This is a genomic window from Paenibacillus sp. G34 (genome assembly GCF_056856875.1).
Window position 1 is genome coordinate 4,700,384 of record NZ_CM166469.1, and the last position, 20,905, is coordinate 4,721,288.

A 20,905-nucleotide genomic window follows, 5' to 3' on the forward strand; every position below is an offset into this window, starting at 1 on the left:
CAAGGAACAGTGATCTCTCTATCGAAAAGAAAAACAAGCTCCCGCCAGCAGAATGGCAAGAGCTTGTTTGGGGGTTGCTATGGCTTCGTAATACGCTGACTAATACGTGGAAACAGGCTAAACGCGTTCTCGTAAAACACTTTCTCATGATGCTGTTCTGGCACAAGTCTGCGAACAAATTCAGCATACAAATCAATAGGCGCAAGCGGCCAGTCGGTGCCGAACAGCATTTTCTCATAATGATCCGAGTAGACCAAAGCCCGGCGGAAATGATCCATAAACAGCGGTTCGTTCATAAAGCGTTCAAAGTGAGGGCGATCCCCCACGACAAGCCCAGATAAATCCGCGTACACGTTAGGATTCTTCGCCACCACCTCGGCCGCATCCATCACCCAGGGATCACCGAGATGGCATATCATGAAGTTTACGCCGCGCTGTTGCAAGGCAAGCTCGTCCACCGTTAACGGATGCGAATATTTGAGCAGCCCGTTCATCGAATAGGTGTCCCCGGTATGGATGACCACAGGCAGATTATATTTTGCCGCCAGCTCATAGACCGGGGTATAGATTTTGTCATACACATAGTGATGATAGTATCCGGCATATAGCTTGATTCCTGCAACTTCGGGCGATTGCAATCTGGCTTCGATCCGGTCCAGCTCGTCTTGAGCTTGTTTGCCGTCCAGTCGGTTAGGGTTAATGCCTACACATTCCATCAGAAACGATGGAACCTGTTCTTCCAGATCCAGTCCCATCGGGTTAGGGGAACTGGAATCCGGGAAAGCCCCCTTCGTTTGCTCGCTCACCCCCATACCGATGCCAAGAAGGACATCATTTCGGTCAAATTCTGCCTTGAGACCTGCCGCGCTGTAGTCTACTTTGGACAGGTCAATTGCGGTACGGTGAAAGCTGTCGATATCGGATAGATGGATGTGAATATCAATGATGGGCATCGGAAGCCTCCTCTTCGCTTGTTGATGTTACAAAGTTTAGCTTCAACAGTTCATGCACATCCGCCGTATGGAGCGGGATCGGCCCCAGAACAAGATACGTTGGCTCCGTCCAGACGATTTCGCCATCTTGTATCGTGAGCTCATGTGTTACATGATGTCCTGTTACCAGATTGTTCGCAAACGCCCAAGCATTCTGGTTCGGGTAACGATTCACCGCGTGTAGCATGTTTTGACGTGAGAGCGAGCCTGTCCGAAAAATATCTTTTAAAGGCAGGCCAATGTCTACTTTGCCGAGCGGAAAACGATCTTGACCCGGTTGTTCCACCCAACCTTCTGTATACACATCCGAAGGTTTAAAGAAACGACCTTCTGTAAGAGCATAATTCGCTCGTGTCAGTCCAGACTTATTGGTCACAGCGAGCAAGGTACAGAGTACAGGAACCCCAGGTAACATCAGAACATGCTGTTGAACCGTTATTCCCCGGTTCGCTTCATGTTTCTCGATGCGGGTGGTCACCTTCAAACCTTTCCACACATTGCCGAATTGATCCTTCTGCTCCGACCACGATATACTCGTTTGTTCCAATTGACGGCTAAATCCGTTCATCCCTGGAATATCTACAGTCATTCCGCCATACCAAGGATTCCACCACGAACGAGCGGCAGGTTCTGGATATGAGCTGTCCAGCCACTCTTCTCCCTGAACTTTCAGCGAGTGTATAACACCAGCAAATGCCGGATCAGCCGTAATAGATAACACACCATTGTTGACGGTATATAACGTCTCTGAACCGTCTACTCCCTTTTCAATCCGTTGTAGCACTTCAGACCGTGTCTGCGGGAACCAAAGAGAGATTCGTTCCTGAATCCGATCTTCTCCACGATACACGCCCCGTACTTTCCATATATTCAGTTGCTCATATGGGTTGGTACTGTCGGGGGTGTCAGACCCTTGCGGGTCAAGGCGGTCCGCTGTCGTTGCCTTCGGCGCTCCCACTACCGTTTCCTCAGGCGAAAACTCCAGCTTATCCGAGTTCAACTGCTCCGTCGCATCGAACTCAATCGCACGAGCTTTAATCTTGGGTTCCTTACCCTGCTGTACGTGTAGCTCCAATGTACCTGAAAGTGGAACAAGCTTACGCTCAACCAATTCAGCCTGTAGTACGTCCGCAGCAAATGGATTGCCATCATTCAACGTCACATCCAGATGACTGTCCAGCATCGGAATAACTCCATTAGGTTGTTTACGGGCGAATGCGCGGAAATCCGTCCACTTGGCAAATGTGTTAAGCGCAAATACTGTTTCCTTCGTGGCTACCGAAGCTCCGGCCTCCAAACGTCCAAGCTCATGCTGTAATGCCAGCGTATATTCGGGCTTGATCAGCTTCAGTGAAGGGTCCCAGTAGATGCCGCACGCTCCGTACTCTTCCTTGCAAAATAGCCAGTTCTCCGTAATCTGTCCCGTATCCCAATGGTTTGGATCCCCGGCATAATCATCCCCCATATCTACAAAACGACCCTGATAGGGCAGAATGAGCCGATTGCCGAAGAAACCGAAGTGATCCATCAGGAACAGTTCTTCTTCCCATGCTGTATCACGTGTATTCACAACCTCATGGGAGAACGTAGCGATTCCGTTAGCGGACAGTTTGGCAACCGTCTTCAGCAGTAATCCCGGGAAATTTTCCAATTCATAGGCCGCTTCCATAACCTGATACGTTCCATCAGCAACAATCCGTACTTCTTTGGCTTCTTTCAGGGACAACTCCTCCGAGTACGGTTTCCCCAGCTTCGGATAATTCCACCAGAAGGAGTGACGCGACCCAGGGTATTCGATCCACATGACGTTATCATGTTTGTTCATATGAAGGGAATAGGCCCCGTTCACCGCAATCCACTGGCCGTTCGCCTCACCGCCATATCTTCCTTCAATGCCCTTCATCAGCACTGAGAGTTTTCTTGTAAAAAAAATCGCTGATTCCCCCGCTGGAATAGCGGTAACCTCCACATCCTGTGCATAGATGCCATATGAATGAAGTGTAAACGGAACGGACACCGAGCGTTTGCCCTTCGCAGGTACTGTGAAGCGCAGTTTGCGCTCTGTCCACTCTAGAAAATCGTCTGCTGGCAGTTCCATAACAAATTCGGTTTCCGCATCCACATTGTTTTCCACGTTCAGGATTAGCTCTGCCGGAATACCCGGATAGAGTTCCTTCACGGGGAGAACCGGCGTAATCTTCGCCGGGAATTTAGGATGAACGCCAAGACGGAACTGAGCTTTCTTGCCGCAAATAAGCCAAGTACTGCTAATGACCGGATGCGTTTTATTCTTGTTTTGTTCTTCGGTCACCGGATCGAGGTAAAACTCTCCCTCTACCGTGATGGTTTCGCCTGGTTGCAACGTTCGCACAACATCCATAGCAAAACGGATATTTTTGTCGTCCTGTCCTTCAATCTTAAACTCAAGATGGGAGTCGGATTTATTTTGGATATGATAACGCACGGGATAACTCGAACCAAATACCAGATCATGGTGGTCTACTTCGGTGTGGATGCTGTAATCCGGCGTTTCGAGAGCGGCCAGCCCGCGGCCTGTTTTTTCAAAAGAGGCCCGCAGGGAGAGGTCTCCCTTTTGCCACGTATAATCGAAGAAATCGAACCCTCGCTCCTGCCGTCCATCCGGCTCGATCACCAGTTCACGGGTGCTGTCAGCGTACCAATCTAATGTTTCAAAGTAAGGTGTTAGCGCCTCAGTCCGCAATACGGTCGGGATAAAGTTCATCAGATGCACGCTATCGTCTTTTTTCTCCCAAAAGAAACCACATTTCTTGTACATCGGAACCGCCTTTGTATTGCCTGCCCACGTGAACAGGTCCAGACGCGGCCATCCGGCCTCCACCGTTTTCTCCACTGCCTTTAAGATCAAATTACGGCCAATCTTGTAACCGTGGTAGTCGGGGCGTACATTGAGCAGCGGGACATATAGTGCATTCTCATCAAAACGATAGTGGGCAAAGCTGCAAAAACCGACGACCTCTTCATCATGAACCGCCAGAAAAACATGCAGATTGGAGGAGTTCTCCATCTCCTGACGAATCGCTTCCTCGGTCCGCTGCCTTGTGCCGCCTCCCCAGCTCTCATTACTTTGGTTCCACATATCTGCCAAGCTAGCCGCATAAGAAGCATTGTATTCAACAATACGAATCTGATCGATGATCCTTTGTGATTGTACACTCATGTTCGGTTCTCCTTCTCTATATGTATAGGATGGTCTTCTTGAACACTATACTAGCCTTCGTCTGATCGCTTCAGAACTAATTCAGGCTCTGTGTGGCAAATCTAGCGATAGTCTTATCATACTATATTTGGAAACATTTTCAGAGCATCTTCGTCACCTAGATTCATATTGGCTCCAGAACGATTATAAGTAAATAAGAAACCTTAGACCGCGATTGTTCGTATCTAACTAGGGGCTGTCTCAGGCTTATGTATAGGCTAACATATGCGGTGGTGAAAGGATAAATGGTCTTTGCCTGTGAGTTTTGACAAGCGCTATTCGCCCTTGGTACTCTGAAGAGAGAGATGTCTACTTATATCAAAAATAGATAGATTCGTGGAGGGAAAGCATGACGGAGTGGATCACGCAATTTATACTGTTCTTTAAGGATTTGTCCTACGCAGGACTGGTTATTGCCTTGTCCTTTGAATTTGTCCCTGCTGAACTTGTTCTTCCCATGGCGGGTTATTGGGTATATCTCGGAGATATGAAACTATGGTTAGCTATTCTGGCAGGAACCGTTGGTGGCACATTTGGCCCGTTAACATTATATGCACTCGGACGTTACGGCGGCAGACCGATGGTGGAGAAATACGGAAAATACTTCCTCATTCGCCCCCACCATGTGGAAGCATCCGATAAATTTTTTGAAAAATACGGCAGCGGGGTTGCTTTCTATGGCCGCTTTGTGCCCGGTATTCGAACCGTCATCTCCATCCCTTGCGGTATGGCGAAAATGAACGTATTCAAATTCAGTATCTTTACCTTTCTAGCCATGCTTCCGATCACATCCATCTACGTTTACCTCGGTTACAAACTGGGTGCACAATGGGAAGAAGTCGGCGAGGTTGTTAAACCGTATGTCATCCCGGCAGGCATGATCTTCCTGATTGGGTTTGGACTATACATGCTGTTGAAACGTTGGAAAAAAAGACCGGCTTAGACAAGTGAATGGCTTGTTGAAGTAAGGAAAGTGCAATGGGTGATCAGAGCAACACTTTGTTACTCACCCACTTATCGAGATAGATGCAAAGCCCCAGCAACTGTACGAATCGCTGGGGCTTTTCTCTTTGTAAAAGAAGTACAGATGGGGCCGGGCGAAGCAAAGATTACTACAAAGCTAGGAACACCCTTTCAGATACCTGCCCCAACAGGCAGGATTATACTTTTACTGGAAAGATACCACTCGTTGGTAACTAGACATAATTTTATATTATTGGTAGTATAATAGCGCATGCATTAGCTTGAATATATTACCAAAGGAGAAATTGACTTTGAAAAGTAAAATAAATTCGTTGTTGGCACTTATTGTTTCTCTTGTCTTACTTATTCTTGGATTTCTATTCATCGCTCGAAGTACGGATTGGGGTATGGACAAAGCGATGTTCGTATTGGCAAAATATCAGAATGTAAAATCAGACACCACTGATATTTTTGGAGACTTTATCCAATCTGAGATATGGTCTTATAAAATTGAAGGGATTCTATTCATTTTACTTGGAATGTTCGTGTTAAATTTAGCAAATACATTGCGAAACAAATAAGGAAAGAGTATTTATATACTTTTTCCTTATTTGTTGTAATAACACTTTTGTAGATGGAGGTTAGTATGAGCCATATTCGAGGAATTGTTTTAGAGGGTTATTCACATGCAGGAAAGACCTCTGTTCTAAAAGCATTGAAGCAGCTTCATGCACACAATGAATCATCAGAGCGAAGTATCATTGTGCTCAGTGAACATTATTCGCAAATATTAAACAATGTCCATGGAGAATACAAAAGCTTGAATCGCAATGAACACCTTGATTTGTTGAAAGAGCGGATTAGCATGTTAAAAAAGCTAAATGATTGGGCAGCATATTTAGGTCCAGATGCATCTAATGCGTCCAGAGGAATATTCTTTGTATTGGAAAGGTTTCATTTAAATCATAGAGTGGCTTTCTCCACAGACCCCGTACACGAGATCGAAAACATTGAGAATGAATTACTTCAGCTCGGGGCTCAATGCGTATTACTAACCGTTTCATCCGAGAACATCGAACAACGAATGCAGAGCCGAACGCCTCACGAATGGAAAAACAAGACACAAGATGAAATCCGAAAATCCGCCAAAGATTTTTTACATACTCAATCAGAACTTCGTAAACAGTCCGCTTTGTCTCTCCTGCCAACCATCGAAATCAATACAGATCACCAAGATTGGACGGCATATGCAAACGAAATATTGAAACGGATTAGCTAGTTTAGAATTAGTTTTGAAGGATTAAAAACGCCTTTCCAGTGGAAAGACGTTTATTTTCATTTTTTTCAACAGGCTGAACGTATATTAAATTAGTTCCTGTTTTCTTTTCAAATAAACATACAACACCACGCCAGACGCTGCGCAAATAACAGCACACAAGCCAATAAATCCATATCCCGCCTGAAGCCCGCGCAGCAAGCCGAGCTCCGTGGTGGCACCGTACATATTTTTCACCCCTTCAATGACCCAACCAATCACATAGTTACCAATGACACTGCCGACACCCATGAGCGTCACCGTAAACGTAATTGCCGTATCACTGCCGTTCGGATATCTGCGGGCGATAAAGGCCATGACCGTTGGATAGATCATCGCAATACCTCCGCCCGATATCGCAAAGAAAATCGCTAGACTCTCCCCACCTGCAAGCGCCACAAACGTGCAAACCGCCGAGAAAGCAGAGAACAAGATCAACGAGAGCACAAATCCAATCCGATCCGTCAACGGCCCAAGCAGCAAACGCCCCAGCGAGAACGTAAGAAAAAATGCAGACAATAACCCCGAAGCTTTAACCGTATCCCATGTGTAGGCTTTCTCCAGGAAGTTAACAAGCCAACCCCCAACCGCCAGTTCGGATACTACGCCAAAAGAAAGAATAAGCACCATCAGCCACAGGGCCGGATCACGTGTTAACGTCTTAAGTGAGGTTCGATCTTCATGGACAAGATCATCCCCTGGAAATTTACTACGCAGTGCCGCAATGATCGGCAGCAGGCAGAGCGACAACATCACCAGATACATGCCACGCCAGTCCAGCAGGTGCCCAAATACCGTCAGCGACATTACGCCTGTCGCCAGCAACGGCGCCACCGTTGAACTGAGTCCATAGAAGAAATGGGACAGGTTCATCATCGTGCCTGTATTTTTCACAAAAATACGCGCCCCGAGTATCGCCAGCGCAATCTCCAGCATCCCGTTACCGATGTACATGAAGAAATACGATGACGCAAAGAGCGGATACGTATGCGATACATAGATGAACACACCCGACAGAATCATCGAGGCAAATGAAATAATGCTGACCGCCTTAATGCCCCATTTGCGAACCAGTATAGCCGTGAACGAGCAGGCGATCAGATATCCCAGAGCGTTCAGGGACAACAACGTCCCGAGCTGTTTCTCATCCAGATTGAAGTCAAACTGAATGCGCGGAATGGCTGGGCCTTTAATATTTTCCGATATACCAAATACGATAAATCCTAAAAAGATCGTTGCCAGCTGCATGGCGTACAGCTTGTTGAACTTTCGTTTGCTGCCTTGTGTACTTGCTTGCTGATTCAAAATAAGTTCCTCCATTGTGTCCATATAAGTTGAAACAAGGATCATTAACCTGGCCACTCCGATGACAGAATAACCTTCCAATCGCTTTTATCCCCAGATTTTTTTGTATTCCCTTTTCTAAAGGGAAAATCCGGTGATAAAGGCGTAGCCTATGCTTCCGATGTAGCTTTCTTGCAGAAAGCTTTTAGCTTCGCTTCTTCAGGTTTTTTCTGTCCTCTCCGTTACATGTTTAATGAAATCGTCCATTTTATATAAAAGAGTTATTACAATTCATTGATCCGAAGAGAGATCATCCTTCTTATCAACGTTCCGATCCTTACCACTGCTTCTCAACTACCTGAATGCGGTAGGTCAGGCTTTCGAGTGTTACAGCTACCAGCCCAGTAACATACTCGCGCCGGGTGTCGCGGCGAATCATTAGCTCAGGCATATGCTCCTGTGGAATATGGTGATCCCGGCAGCCTTGGATCAGGCCATCTCGCATCGCCGGGTCCATCGTGTCGCCCGTCACCACAATGGCCGCCGGGTTAATGATGGCAATGATGGAGACCAGCGTCTGTACGACGAGTTCCTGCAATCCGTCTGTCGTTTTCAACATGCGCAGTTGCTCTTCCCGTGACACGCCAAACGGCAAAAAGGACACTTCGCCCCCAAATTGCGTATTCCCGGTGAGTGGCCGACCATCGATAATAAAACCTGCCCCCGGAAAATGATTTTCAGGGAACGTTACTACCGCAAAATTCTTCTCTTGCTCAAACTGCTGCTCATTGTACAGTCCGTACACCGTAAGATTCATATCATTGCCAATGACCACTTCGATGTCTTCGTATTGCTCTTTGAGTCTTAAACCGAGCGGCTGACCTGCCAACTCTGGTACGTCACAGATACCAATTACCCCATTGTGCGCAACCCCTGGTATCCCGATTCCGATGGCCTGCACATTGTGATGCTGCTCGATCAGTTCAGCAATGAGTTCCTTCACCACCGTGACATTAATCTCATCTAAAACAAGCGTCTGTTCGTCCGCCATCTCTCCGTTCAGGTTGGCATATGTATGCGTGATCGAATGAATGCCGCCTTCCGTACGAATAATCAGACACAGCACACTCGCATAGTCCACATTAAACTGATACCGACTCGCTGGTCTGCCCCCGCTGGACTCATCCGGGCCCAGATCAATAATCTCCCCCGTCTGGAGTAATTCGTTCAAAATTGTACCGCATGTTGCCACACTGAGTTTGGTCAGGTTTGCAATGGAAGCCTTCGTACCTACTCCCATGGACCGGAGTGTGTTTTTTACAATTTCAACGTTAATGCGTTTGACCTGTTGGGTGTTGTGGGATGTGGGTAACATCGTTTGTTGCGTGCCTCCTTTCGTTTGTATGTGTAGAGGTGACCGATATTCGAGAAAGTATTGGAGGATAGTTTTTAAAAGTATTTTAATAATTGAAGTTTAGGGGGATTGGTGTGGAAAGTCAATGTTTATTTGGGAATGGTTTGGGGGCGGATAAAAGATAAAAAGGACAGGGCAAGATCATCTTGGGAATGATCCTGTACTGTCCTTTCGTTCAAACGGTTATGTAGACTGGCTCATGTGATGGGCCAAGATGCTTTTCTCCAGCCTGACTTCAAATAACTTGCGGTTCAGATCCTGTTCCATCGCATGAAGGTGATATGCCGCCTGTTTAACCGTGTCCATATGCAACACCCCTGCCCGTTTCGCGATAATGTCCATCGCATCCAGGATGAGTTTGTTACACGTGACCAGTTGATCGACGTAATCATCTTCTTGCTTTACGAGTTGTGCGTACTGCGAAGCAAGCTCTTCGCCGTGGGTACTTGTCATGTCACCACTCCTTATAAGAAGAGGTTAACATATGATATAGAAGAATGTGGTACGTGTATGAGTATCAAAATTAGAAACAAAATTAAGCATTCAACTTCTTTTTATCAAGAAATATATTTTTCATTAACTCTTTGGACTAAACTTCTATGAAAATCTTTATTTTTTGTAAGAGTTGCGACTTGTTTACCCTCACTATTATTTATTTCTTCAAAGATGATCTGAATACAATCTTTGAATATAGTATCGAATTCATTAATTGCTTTAGTAGTCCATTCACCAAAATTTATTTTATTTTTTTTGTCTATAGGTGGTAAACTACCAAACTTCTTCTGACTTATTAACGAATAAAGAGATAGTAAGAAGAAATCACCAGTATTTAAGAAAGAGTACTTATTTATATCTTCTACTTTTATTTCAAGATAATTAATTATAATTTTGTTATTCTTATTCCTTCTATAGCTCCTATAAGCACCAATTATATCCATCATTTTATTATAAATTTCATAAGCAAAAATTACTCTTTCCGCATTAATATTTTTGAGGATAACTTCTAGTTGCTTCTTCTCAAATAGTTTTGCCTTATTTAGTTTAGCCATGGGTGCTAAATTCTCATAAAAACTAGCTTGAAGCTGTACTGCTAAATCGAGTTCAATGGCCTTACTAAAATTTGCTCCCAAGAGTTCAATCTTCTCTTTACGGTTTAATTGTTTTTTCAATAATGAAAGTTTATTGGCTTGTCTCTCGAAAACATATCCTAATTCTTTCAAATCTTCTTCTAAAGATCTTATAATTGGAAAGTTAGAAATAAGATAACTATCCTTAATTTCTGTTTGAGAATTTAAATAAATTGATACATTTTGTTTTACTATTGTATCTTTTATTTCAATGACAGTAACTTGAACAAACCCATCTCTTAATGTTCCTAATTTTTTAGCTTCCAACAGACTACTCATAGTTTGACAACCATTAACAACCATTGGATTTACTACTTTCAATATTTTCCTTGGGTCAGCATATTTTACATTAGGTGAAACTATTACTACACCATTATTATATAAGTGAAAATGACTAACATCTTCTCCCGATGCTGTTTCAATTATGCCTCTATTAAATTTATTCTCTACTCCATGAAATAACCTTACATTCTCATCAAAGATAATGTCACCATATTTCTCACATAAATCAGCAAGTTCCATTAAAGACGCATGTATAGTATACGAGCTTGAATCTTCATCTAGCATAATTCCCGTGCTGGTGCCATGTTGTTTTAATTCAACGGTAAACTCTTCTTTTAATTTACCTTTCTCATAAATAACATTTGTTAAATAGGTCTTGTCGTAAATAGAAAAATTCACATCATTACCTGTTCCTTTAATTTTTTCAATTTCTGTTTCCAAAGTGAATTCAGCTGTTTCGCTTAAATTATCAGTATATGATACAAACGTTAATTGATAGGTGAAAATATTACTTTCACTTATCTCATCAACTTTACTTTTTAAATCTTCATTTAAATTACTTGGTACGTTTCCGCTTGAACATATATTGTAACCCCTCAAAAAACTGGAAATATCCTCTTGAGAAATTTTTTTAAGAATATTTTCCTCTTTATCTGGAAATTTGAACTGGTACAATTTTATTATCTCTTTGTCATAATCAATTATTACAGCGTCTATCCCCCAATCATTATGCCCATCTGTAATTGATTCAGCTATCTCGTTGGCACTGACTCCTTCAATAAAATACAAATACCAATGAGCAAAACCATGACTATATCTTTTATATTGATTCTCCTCACATATACTATCTACACTAGACTTAATTCTATGGTAATACGAATTAAACATGCCATGATAGTTTTGAGAAATTCCTTCTATCAACTTTAACTCCCCCTATACTCAAGAAAAACAAATAAAAACATATTATTTGTCCTTATAACTGCATTATTTCGACACATTTCCTTAAAAACCCTTCTTAATCAAGATAACCTATTCCGACTTATTGTCATTTAATGTTTAAAAGTAAAGTACTAATCCATGTAGTTCTACGCACCTGCTGAATTTTATTTTAAAACTGACTCTCCATTTGACACCCCCTCCAAAAAGGTCTATCCTAATAACGAATCATCTATTCACTTTTAAGGAGTCGTTCCCGATGGTGCAGGCCAAGAAAGACGAAGTCAGGAAAGAGATTGAATACGCGGCGCTTAAGGTCTTTTTTGAGAAGGGTTATGCGGATGCCAAAATGAACGATATTGCGAATGAGATCAATATATCGGTCGGCAATATCTATACCTATTTCAAGAATAAGAAGGAGCTATTCTACGCCGTTGTTCCGCCGGATTTGGTGGATTATTTGAAAAAGGTACTGGTGGAGACGATTCATTTTGATAACCAGAACGCGTTTGAGGAAACGAACAGTGAGCAGCGATCCCTCCTTATGCAAGAACAAATAGATGTGCTGCGGAAGTATCGGAATCAGATCATTATTATTTTTGAAAAGAACAAAGGTACCATCTACACCAACGCCAAGAACGAGCTGGTTGAGCTGATGATTGAAACGAAGAAAGCCTATCTCAAAAATCAATACAAACACTATGAGATCGGCACCGAGGAGAACCTGATTCTGCTGAACATTTTGGCACATAACGTCATCGACATGAATCTGGATTTATTGAAACGAGACATGAGCGAGGACAGCCGCAAGCAAATCTTTGAAGCGTTGTATGTATACCGACTATACGGCATGAAAAGCTTGAACGAATAAGGAATAGTGCTTGATCGCCAGCCAGTCTAGACCCCACCTTTTACTATAGATCATTACTCGTCGCACGGCGTGCAGATCAGTTGTACTTTCCTCTGATTTGCACGCAAAAAAATAAGCATAGGCAAGTTGATCTATTTTTTTAACCCAAAAATGAATTATAAATTCACTTTTAGACCACAAGAACACTTTGCACAGAGAAAACAAATAGTACAGAACCGCATCACTCAACTGATTCAACATGTAACATCATGTAACACCACCCACACCCAAGGAGGAACACACCATGAACACCGCTTATGCTTTGAAAAATGTCAACCTGATCCACGGCGACTCCAGCCGTAAATTACAGCCAAACATAACGGTTCTCGTCAACGAACAAGGACTTATCGAGAACATCGCTCCAGATCAGGAACTGCATATCCCCGGTCACTATACAACAATCGACCTTACCGGTAAATATGTGATGCCAGGGCTGATCAATGCACATGTACATCTGTTTGCCGATGGTAAACCGCTCACCCTCTCCGTCAGTGAAGGATTGCTGAATTTTGCCTATCATCGGATTTTGAATACCCGATTCGGTCGAAATGTTTTGAAGAAACGCATGAAACGCAACGCTCTTACCGCACTCCATTCGGGTGTGACAACCATGCGCAGTGTGGGCGAATTCTTTTATACCGATGTGCAGCTGCGAGATGAGATTAACCGCGGGGAGTGGGTAGGTCCGAATCTGCTTGTATCGGGATTTTTCCTGAGTGTGACAGGTGGACATGGTGCTCCTTACTTGGCACTGGAGGGTGACTCACCTTGGGAAATGCGCAAAAATACAAGAATTAATGTGAAGAACGGTGTGGACTGGATCAAAATCTGTGTGACGGGCGGCGTAACGGATGCCAAGATGGTTGGCGAAGCTGGACGTCTGCAGATGACGGTGGACGAGGTCGCAGCGGTCTGCGATGAAGCGCACAAGATTGGAATGAAGGTTGCCGCTCATGTGGAGAGCACGGAAGGTGTGCGCGTTGCGCTTCAAGGGGGAGTAGATACAATTGAGCATGGGGCTGAGATGGATGACGAGATTATTCATTTGTATCAAAATAACCCCAAGGCTCTTCATGGTTACACCGCATTAATCCCTACCCTGCAGGCCGCTTATCCATCCGCTTCGCTCGATTCAAGTGTGACCAAGTTAAGTGCAACGGTCCAAGAAAACGCCAGACTCGTCTACGACTCCATGCTCAAAGGGGTGAAACAGGCCATCGACAACGGCATCACTATTGGAATTGGAAACGATGCGGCCATGTCCTACGTGACCCACTATGATATGTGGAGAGAAATGGATCACTACATGAGACAGACCAAACTGACCAATAAAGAGGTCATCGACATGGTCACCCGCACGAATGCCAAAATTCTCGGTATCGATGATTTGACGGGTACGTTGGATATCGGCAAACAGGCCGACTTGATTGTACTGGATCACAATCCGCTAGAACAGATCGAAGCTTTATCCAACATGTCAATGGTTATGGTCAAAGGTAATCTGATCCAGAATCCCTCTGTCACACGCATCAAAGAGGTAGATGAGGTTCTTAATTATGTGTGGTGAGAACAGTTGGCCCAATACGCTCATCATAGCCTTCACGTCTCTGTCAACAAAAAATGACCACTCTCCAAATGAGTGGTCATGCATTATTCATACTACTATCTTTCTATCCTATAGATCAAGCACAACGAATGACCATGTTCCCCTTACACCGTTCCAGCTTTTTTCTTGAGTCGAATTAATGAACTGCGTGTAATCCTGGCGTCGTGGTACACGGCGAAGGCTTCGCTGAAATAATTCAAATAATCAGACTCGTGGGATTTGGGGGACAAAATAATCATTTTGCGTGCCAATTCATCACGGTACAGTTCAAATACTTTGGATTTCCTACTCTCGTCCAAAGCACTGTCGAATTCGTCAAGCATAATGTAACCCGGATTCGCGTCAATGGTTTTCATGAGGGACAGTGCAAATAGCAGTGAACCTAATGATTCCTCACCACCGGATACTCCCTTGCCCACCTTACCACTTCTGCCCTTCATGCTGATCTCTTCCAATGTGCCTCGATGTCCTTGCTTTCGGGCTTTGATATGCAGGTAATACTTTACATTCCCTTGCTTCTGCTCCTGCATGTCCCAGCTGACTTCACCATCGAAGGAGAACTTGTCCATATACTGCACAAAGCGCTGATGGATTCGTCTGACTTCATAATGAATGGTATTGATCAGTTTTTCCTCCAAGTTCTCCAGACTCTCTTCGAGCTGTTGCAAAAGTGAACGCGCCTCCAGCACTTCCTGGGCTCCACGGTCATATTCCTGCTTCACTTTCTCATAGTTCTCAAGTGCATTTTCATCTACCGTCTCTCTGCAAGCGAGCTGTAATTGCGTTAAAGCCATTTCTTTCTCATGTCGCGCCTCTGCTTCATTCCATTGCATCTTCATGGGAAAGTCCGGTTGTTCTTCTGTAATAGCTGCCAATACAGCGGGAAGCTGCTCTGCCCAATTCAAATAAAATTGTTGTTCGGCCGCATAAGCTTGCTCAGCCACACCACAGCGCTCGCTCACCTGCTGCTTTTCCAGCTTCAGATCATCCAGAACTCGAAGGGCTGCTGTCATAAATTTCGCTTTATCCCGAAGTCTTCGGGCCGTAGATTCCAGCGTTCGTTCCAGCTGATCACTCTCCGCCAGCTTGTCCTCTAACTTGCGCTTCAGTTGTTTAAGGTCTGACTTGCTACGCTCCAGTTCATGCCCCAATTGCCGCAGACGTTCCAGTTCCACGTTTTGATCACGTGCCTCATGATAAATATTCATGTACTCTTGCAGCGTCTGGAGCTTTAGCCGCAGCATCACGATAGGCTGACCTAGTGCCTCTTGCTGAGTTTGGAGCTGATCCCGTTTCTCTTTCCAGCGTTGCAATTCATCCACCGTACGCTCCGATTCCTGCTTGGCCCAATCTCTGCGAGCCACATCCGCGATGATCGCCTCGGCAGTCCGGATCTGATGCAGTATGGATCGAATCATCGTCAAACGCTCTTCGCATATATCATATTGCTGATGAATATCGTGCAGAGACTGCTCCAGCTTAAGTAATTCTTCGGCCGTTTGTCTTAATCGGAGCGCAACGCCGCGCGGATTCAATAGCCACTGTTCTTTTTCCTGCGGCCCCCGGCGGCCCCATGCATCCAGCAACTGTCCATTCTGCAGACCAGACTTCTGATCCTCCACCCTCATACTCAGCGTATAAATCCACCAGAGCGCTTTCTGCGCCGCCGCATACCGAACATCATCCAGCCCCTGCTTGACTCTCAGTCCCTGCTCCTCCAACACATCAAGCGCTCTTTCGGGAACTATATTTGGCAATTCGACATGATACAGATCGTTTGGCGCTCGGAAGCCTTTCCCATTCACAAACAACGTATATTTGATGGGCTCCAGCCTTTTTTCCAGTTCAAGTGGTGAATGTTCATCCATCTCGAGAAGATCTCTTAACGTATATACCGTGAATCCCCGTTCTTCCAATTTTCGAATGGATGTATCCTGCCTGAGGCTTCTGACCTCATCCCGGGTTAATGCTTGTCTCTCCTGACGGAGCAATTGAAGCGTATCTTCCAGCTTGCGCCGCTCGTCCTGTAATCCGATTCGTTTCTTCTCTAACTGCTGCGCTTCCAGTTCCAGATTGCTGCTTGAGCCATACTGCGCAACCATCGCTTCGGCTTCTTTCAGATTGATCTCATGCTGCCTGAGTTCATAATTAAGCCTAGCCGAAGCCTGCGTTAACGCATCCCACTTTTCGTCCGCATAAAGATGTGCCTGCTTCGTTTCTACGAGCTCTTGCTCCAACCGATCCAGCTCACCCTGATGGGTTTGCTGTTGCTCTCTTACCTCTGCTTCTGCATAGGGTACATTCTTAATGCGCTCCTGCAGCTCCTGTAGCTGATCCGCTAACTCCCGGTGCTCCAGCACCCGTGCTTCCTGTTCTTCATTAAGGTGATTAACCTGGCTTTCCAATTCATCCAGCACATGATCCATGGCTTCCTTTTCCAGAGTGCGCTGCTTCATTTCCTCGTCATAACGTTTATGGTCATGCTCCAGCTTCATCCATCTGTCGATTTCTTCACCATGACGATCCTCAATCTCTTCCAACTTGTCCTTCAGCCTGAGATATTCCTGTTCATACTTCTCACGGAGCGTAGCAGAAGCCGTTAACGTAAGTTGAAGACCAAGCAAGCGCCGTTCATTACGACTGAGTAAACGATCCTTCTCCTGTTGCCAATTACCCAAATTCAGCTTATGTTGATGCTGGTTGCTTTCTGCTGTTTGTAACGCTTGCTGCGCTTCTTTTTGCTCTTCTTTTACACTCTCCCAATGCTTCTGCATCCGGTCAATACCCGTCATCTCGCTAAAAATACGGAATCGTTCCTCAGGGCGCATCACTGCGAACTGATTCACATCTTGCTGGTACCAGATCAGATAAAACGTGTCAGGGTCTACTTTGTACTTATGCTGCAACTGATGGCGATACTCATGAAGATGGTTGGTGCTATCCCCTACGGTATAGCGTGTTTCCTTATGCCAGTTCCACGCTTCTTCGCCTTCACATATCCAAAACTCTTTCTTCACGGGATCTCCAGGTTTTTGCTCCATATGCAGACTAAAGCCCACATAATCGGCAGCTTCCACTTGATGATTTCCCTTGTTCTCAAACACCAGTTCAATCGTTGCTCTCCAGACCTGATCAGGCGGCAAGTTTCGAGAACGCAAACCATCTACTAGCACTTTTTGTGAAGCGAGCACAGCGCCCATGCAAAAGCTGATTGTCGATTTACCCGATCCATTAGATCCACCAATAAAAACATGATCTTGTCTGTCACCCAGTTCAAGCTGGAAATCTACAAAATCCCGAATGCCGCTAAAACGAATAGCCCAAGGTGTCATGAGTCTGCACCTGCCGTCAGATTGTAACGTTTAAAAAACTTCAACACATCATCCATATGAAGCTGCTGGGAATGACTGAATTCGGCAAACCGCTTCAAATACGAATCCGAGAACAAACGACTTCCGATTGTTGTCAGCGCGTACGCCTCCTCGTTGGAGGGATTCTCGTATTTTACAACGGCTCCCAGTTTCATTAGCGCATCCAGATTCATCAGAATTTTACGCCGCACGTCCAGCGATTCATGCCCGAAGGCTTCGAGCAACTGAGCAAATAACGTATATTCGTTCTGTAATACCTCCTGATGATAAAAAATGAACATCAACAGCGCAAGGCTTTCAGATGAAAGCAAATCTCTGGCCTGTCTGGCCGGGACATGAATCAGGGCCACGATCCGGTCTCTGCGTTCGTCATAGACGACCTGAAAATAACGGCTGATGGATTGATTTACCCTTTTCAAAAAAGAAACGAGTCCTTGCTCATCCTCCTGCTTTAACTTCAAAATCTTCATTACCTCGCGCTTGGACAATCCAAAACTGTCACTTCGCACGGATGCAGAAGAAGAAAACATGATCTGCACAAACGCATATTCCTCATCCGGGCTCAGTACCGCGGTCAGTCGTTCCATCGCCCCCAGTGGAAGCTGACTGTGTGACTCCTCCAGTTCGTCGAACGGCATATGTACCCCTTCCTTTCTCTACAATCTCCCATTCCTTGTCTTGAACCGATTCTTCCGTTAAACCTTCGGGCTTCACTTCTGCATCCTCGTCAATCGACGCTTTCTGAGCACCTGTAAGTGCTGCGACAGCCAGCAATGCATTGACTGCATCTGACCAATGCTGCGATCCCGCCTCCAGCAACAGCTCCTGTAATCCCAAACGCTCTTTCTCCTCAAGTACACGCTCCACTTCATCCGTTCGAATGTTCGTCTTGGTCATATGCCATTCCACTTCCTGCAACCTGGCTTCCAGCTCCTCTTCCGTCCATTCCTCTGCCTGAATATACTGCGGCTCAGCATATTCATAAACAGGCTCCGTAGAAGGGACATAGTTCTCCAGATAGTGCACGGTATCGGTCAGTTGACGGTTGGAGATGGGAGAAGCAAATTGAACCGGGACCCACATCCCATCCAGTCTCTCGCCGGGAATACGATCCTGCTCCAGAAAACTCAAAATCTCGTGACCACTCGGCAATTCCGAATCCGAACGATTGAGAAACGATTGAATAATAAATTGACGAATCGCTTGTGGAGAGATCTCTTGTCCAACCTCCGTCTGCTGCAAATGTGAAAATTTCAAAAACTTGTTCAACGTGCCCATCGATACTTGAGTCCCTTCGAACATCACTTCCGTCCCCCGCTTCAGTATCGGGGCAAATGAAAGACCTTCTTCAAATGTAGAAAATCGTTCCAGACGTTCATCCATCCGGGCATCTAATTCCTGCATAAGCTCCACAATAATCTGAATCTGTGGCAGCGCATGTCGATCCGCAAGAAATTCCAGTTGGCGTTCTTTTAATTTGTCTACAGCATCTTCAACATTACGAATCATGCTTGCAAGTCGGTTACCTCCTGAGATACCTTTGTCGTCATAAGCCTCACTCAGGTCTGCATCCCGCTTGGCTTGAAACAAGGAACGGGCAATCTCATCCTGCATGTAATATGCAAGCGAATCATTCGCAAGCCGGATGAGCATATCCATCATGCGTTTTCCCGCATCCATCATCGTCAGGCGTTTCTTACCGCGAATGATCCAGTTATATTTTTGCAGCACATTCAGCAGACGCTCCATCGGAATATTAGGCTCAGTCCCATAACGATTCCGAAAGCGATAGAAAAGAGCCTCCTGATCCTCCAATGGCTCATCCAGTCCAAGGGCTTCACGCTGAATCAGATTCAACATCTTCAGAACCCCCAACACTTTCAAGGGCTCCTCGAAATATTCACGCAGTTCAGTCAACACACCAGCCAGCTTGACGATATCCCTTAATGCTTCCTTTTGCAGATGATCCGGCGTATCGGCGCCCAGAATCGAGATCATACTGTTACTGCTGCTAACCAGCTCATCCAACGCTCCATACCTCCCATCTCGGCTTCCTGCTCTCCATCTTGCCCAAGAGCAAGCCGTTTCTCCATTTCAATCTCAAAAGAATCCCAACGGTGAGTTTCGCTCTGGAATTGCTCCCTTTGATCGGCGGAATGAATTGGAAGAATCCATTTTGGGATTAAAGCTGTGTGAGACCGCAATAAGGATTGCACATTTTTGGAGATAACTAACCCCGCATCATCCACGTCACACCAAACCACAACTTGCTCCAAATGTTTGGAATGAGTCAGCACATCAGCAATAAACTTACGGTGTCCGCTTCGTAGTTGACCATCTATGCCGAGCACCAAACTATCTGAACGCATTAAGAAATCAGGCTCCGCTACCATCCGTGTAACAACCGCACGATTTTCCACGATCCAGAGAACACGACATGTCGTATAGAAATGAGTGCTAAATACCGTCAAATCCGTCGTCGCATGCAGAAAACCTTGTGGATACTGAAATCCACCCGTTCCACTTAATTGACCTGCAAAATAGACAGGCGTAATCACACCTTGACTGGACAATCCGATGACATGCAACGGAAATCCGAGATTCTGCTCGAATTGCTCCAGGAAAGAAAGCTTGTGTATATCAAAACGTTTGGAGCCACCGATCGCACGATAATGTCGCGCCCCAATCTCTTTCCAGTCAAAAGAGGTCCTGATGGCTATAATCTCGGCAACAGCTACAACAAACTCGACATACAATAAAAGTTTCTTATGTGTCCAGGCTGAACGATCTATCTCTAAAGAGTCTGCTATCTCGTTAACGCCAGATGTTTGCTTCAATTTTGCAACGAACCTCTCCACAAAACGCCAGAAGGCTTGGCGGTACTCATCTATTTCACTCACTTTCGGTGAAGCTTCCGGGGAAGTGATCGAGTTCTCTTTTACAGCATTCAGCACAGTTATTAAAGCACTGCACCAAGCCTCAACTAACACCTGGCTTTCTTCTTCTTCTTGCACCTTTTTTAGTTCCAGCAGCTGGTATAACTTGTAGCCCATCCTGTATCCACTTCGTTTTTCCGTCTTTCCATCGGGTTCATATTGTACCATACGAATAATAAAACCTCGGTGCAACAACACTTGTATATCCGATTCCAATAATCCGCTTCGCTTCAAATCCATATCTGTTTTTCGAACACCCGTACTGTAAAATAAATGGATGGCCTTCTCTTCCATGTCGCTAGAAGCATTTAAATTCCGCTCTTCCTCGTCCTCTATCATCATGGCTGTAATTCGGGCTACTCTCTTCCTGATTCTAACGGATACTTGATAGACATCCAATGCATAGATTGTGCCAGCATCTGTGACCTGATTCTCTTCAAGCTCCAGACCTTTCTTCAAATAATGCTTGTATATAAACTCTCTGATTTCCAGATTCATCATCCACGCTCATCCTTCATCACTAATCTCTTG

General features: G+C 45.1%; 15 protein-coding genes. 5 read left to right on the forward strand and 10 right to left on the reverse strand.

Features of this window, described 5'->3' with window-relative positions; genetic code table 11:
* Positions 1–77: 77 nt before the first annotated feature.
* Both AC1VYS_RS21340 and AC1VYS_RS21345 read right to left on the reverse strand, forming a co-directional pair.
* Positions 78–953 carry an amidohydrolase family protein gene (locus AC1VYS_RS21340; protein WP_482911371.1) on the reverse strand — a complete coding sequence of 292 codons (876 nt, stop codon included), beginning with the start codon at positions 951–953 and terminating at the stop codon, positions 78–80.
* Positions 940–4,191: a GNAT family N-acetyltransferase gene (locus AC1VYS_RS21345; protein WP_482911372.1), complete on the reverse strand. Its 3,252-nt coding sequence runs from the start codon at positions 4,189–4,191 to the stop codon at positions 940–942. Before AC1VYS_RS21345 ends, AC1VYS_RS21340 begins: the two co-directional genes overlap by 14 nt.
* A gap of 388 nt (positions 4,192–4,579) precedes the next feature.
* Here AC1VYS_RS21345 and AC1VYS_RS21350 point away from each other — a divergent pair, with 388 nt between their 5' ends.
* The 3 genes from AC1VYS_RS21350 to AC1VYS_RS21360 all read left to right on the forward strand — a co-directional run bounded on the left by AC1VYS_RS21350 (position 4,580) and on the right by AC1VYS_RS21360 (position 6,472).
* A complete protein-coding gene (locus tag AC1VYS_RS21350; protein ID WP_123062763.1) occupies positions 4,580–5,173 on the forward strand; it encodes a DedA family protein in 594 nt (197 codons plus the stop codon).
* A gap of 331 nt (positions 5,174–5,504) precedes the next feature.
* Positions 5,505–5,774, forward strand: coding sequence for a hypothetical protein (locus tag AC1VYS_RS21355; RefSeq protein WP_482911373.1), 270 nt, complete (start codon positions 5,505–5,507; stop codon positions 5,772–5,774).
* 65 nt (positions 5,775–5,839) lie between these two features.
* Complete coding sequence (locus tag AC1VYS_RS21360; RefSeq protein ID WP_482911374.1) at positions 5,840–6,472, forward strand: hypothetical protein; 633 nt, start codon at positions 5,840–5,842, stop codon at positions 6,470–6,472.
* A gap of 84 nt (positions 6,473–6,556) precedes the next feature.
* Here the strand turns inward: AC1VYS_RS21360 and AC1VYS_RS21365 are convergent, their stop codons facing one another.
* The 4 genes from AC1VYS_RS21365 to AC1VYS_RS21380 form a co-directional block, all read right to left on the reverse strand.
* Positions 6,557–7,756: an MFS transporter gene (locus AC1VYS_RS21365; RefSeq protein ID WP_482915083.1), complete on the reverse strand. Its 1,200-nt coding sequence runs from the start codon at positions 7,754–7,756 to the stop codon at positions 6,557–6,559.
* Positions 7,757–8,129: 373 nt separating this feature from the next.
* Complete coding sequence (locus AC1VYS_RS21370; RefSeq protein ID WP_482911375.1) at positions 8,130–9,167, reverse strand: ROK family protein; 1,038 nt, start codon at positions 9,165–9,167, stop codon at positions 8,130–8,132.
* A gap of 222 nt (positions 9,168–9,389) precedes the next feature.
* Positions 9,390–9,659 carry a hypothetical protein gene (locus AC1VYS_RS21375; RefSeq protein WP_482911376.1) on the reverse strand — a complete coding sequence of 90 codons (270 nt, stop codon included), beginning with the start codon at positions 9,657–9,659 and terminating at the stop codon, positions 9,390–9,392.
* A gap of 104 nt (positions 9,660–9,763) precedes the next feature.
* Positions 9,764–11,536, reverse strand: a complete 1,773-nt coding sequence (locus AC1VYS_RS21380) for an AIPR family protein (RefSeq protein ID WP_482911377.1) — start codon at positions 11,534–11,536, stop codon at positions 9,764–9,766.
* A 274-nt stretch (positions 11,537–11,810) separates the two neighbouring features.
* On the opposite strand from AC1VYS_RS21380, the gene AC1VYS_RS21385 reads away from it, so the two are divergent.
* Together AC1VYS_RS21385 and AC1VYS_RS21390 are read left to right on the forward strand one after the other, a co-directional pair.
* Positions 11,811–12,422 carry a TetR/AcrR family transcriptional regulator gene (locus tag AC1VYS_RS21385; RefSeq protein WP_482911378.1) on the forward strand — a complete coding sequence of 204 codons (612 nt, stop codon included), beginning with the start codon at positions 11,811–11,813 and terminating at the stop codon, positions 12,420–12,422.
* 283 nt (positions 12,423–12,705) lie between these two features.
* Complete coding sequence (locus AC1VYS_RS21390; protein WP_482911379.1) at positions 12,706–14,028, forward strand: amidohydrolase family protein; 1,323 nt, start codon at positions 12,706–12,708, stop codon at positions 14,026–14,028.
* Positions 14,029–14,171: 143 nt separating this feature from the next.
* On the opposite strand, the gene AC1VYS_RS21395 is transcribed toward AC1VYS_RS21390, so the two are convergent.
* From AC1VYS_RS21395 to AC1VYS_RS21410, 4 genes are read right to left on the reverse strand one after another with little or no spacing between them, the layout of a single operon-like run.
* Positions 14,172–17,399 (reverse strand): chromosome segregation protein SMC, encoded by a 3,228-nt coding sequence (locus AC1VYS_RS21395; RefSeq protein ID WP_482911380.1) that lies wholly within the window; start codon positions 17,397–17,399, stop codon positions 14,172–14,174.
* Positions 17,396–18,076 (reverse strand): hypothetical protein, encoded by a 681-nt coding sequence (locus AC1VYS_RS21400; RefSeq protein WP_482911381.1) that lies wholly within the window; start codon positions 18,074–18,076, stop codon positions 17,396–17,398. The genes AC1VYS_RS21395 and AC1VYS_RS21400 overlap by 4 nt, the downstream gene beginning before the upstream one ends.
* Positions 17,991–19,466 carry a hypothetical protein gene (locus tag AC1VYS_RS21405; protein ID WP_482911382.1) on the reverse strand — a complete coding sequence of 492 codons (1,476 nt, stop codon included), beginning with the start codon at positions 19,464–19,466 and terminating at the stop codon, positions 17,991–17,993. The genes AC1VYS_RS21400 and AC1VYS_RS21405 overlap by 86 nt, the downstream gene beginning before the upstream one ends.
* Positions 19,433–20,875, reverse strand: coding sequence for a hypothetical protein (locus tag AC1VYS_RS21410; protein ID WP_482911383.1), 1,443 nt, complete (start codon positions 20,873–20,875; stop codon positions 19,433–19,435). The genes AC1VYS_RS21405 and AC1VYS_RS21410 overlap by 34 nt, the downstream gene beginning before the upstream one ends.
* Positions 20,876–20,905 lie beyond the last annotated feature (30 nt).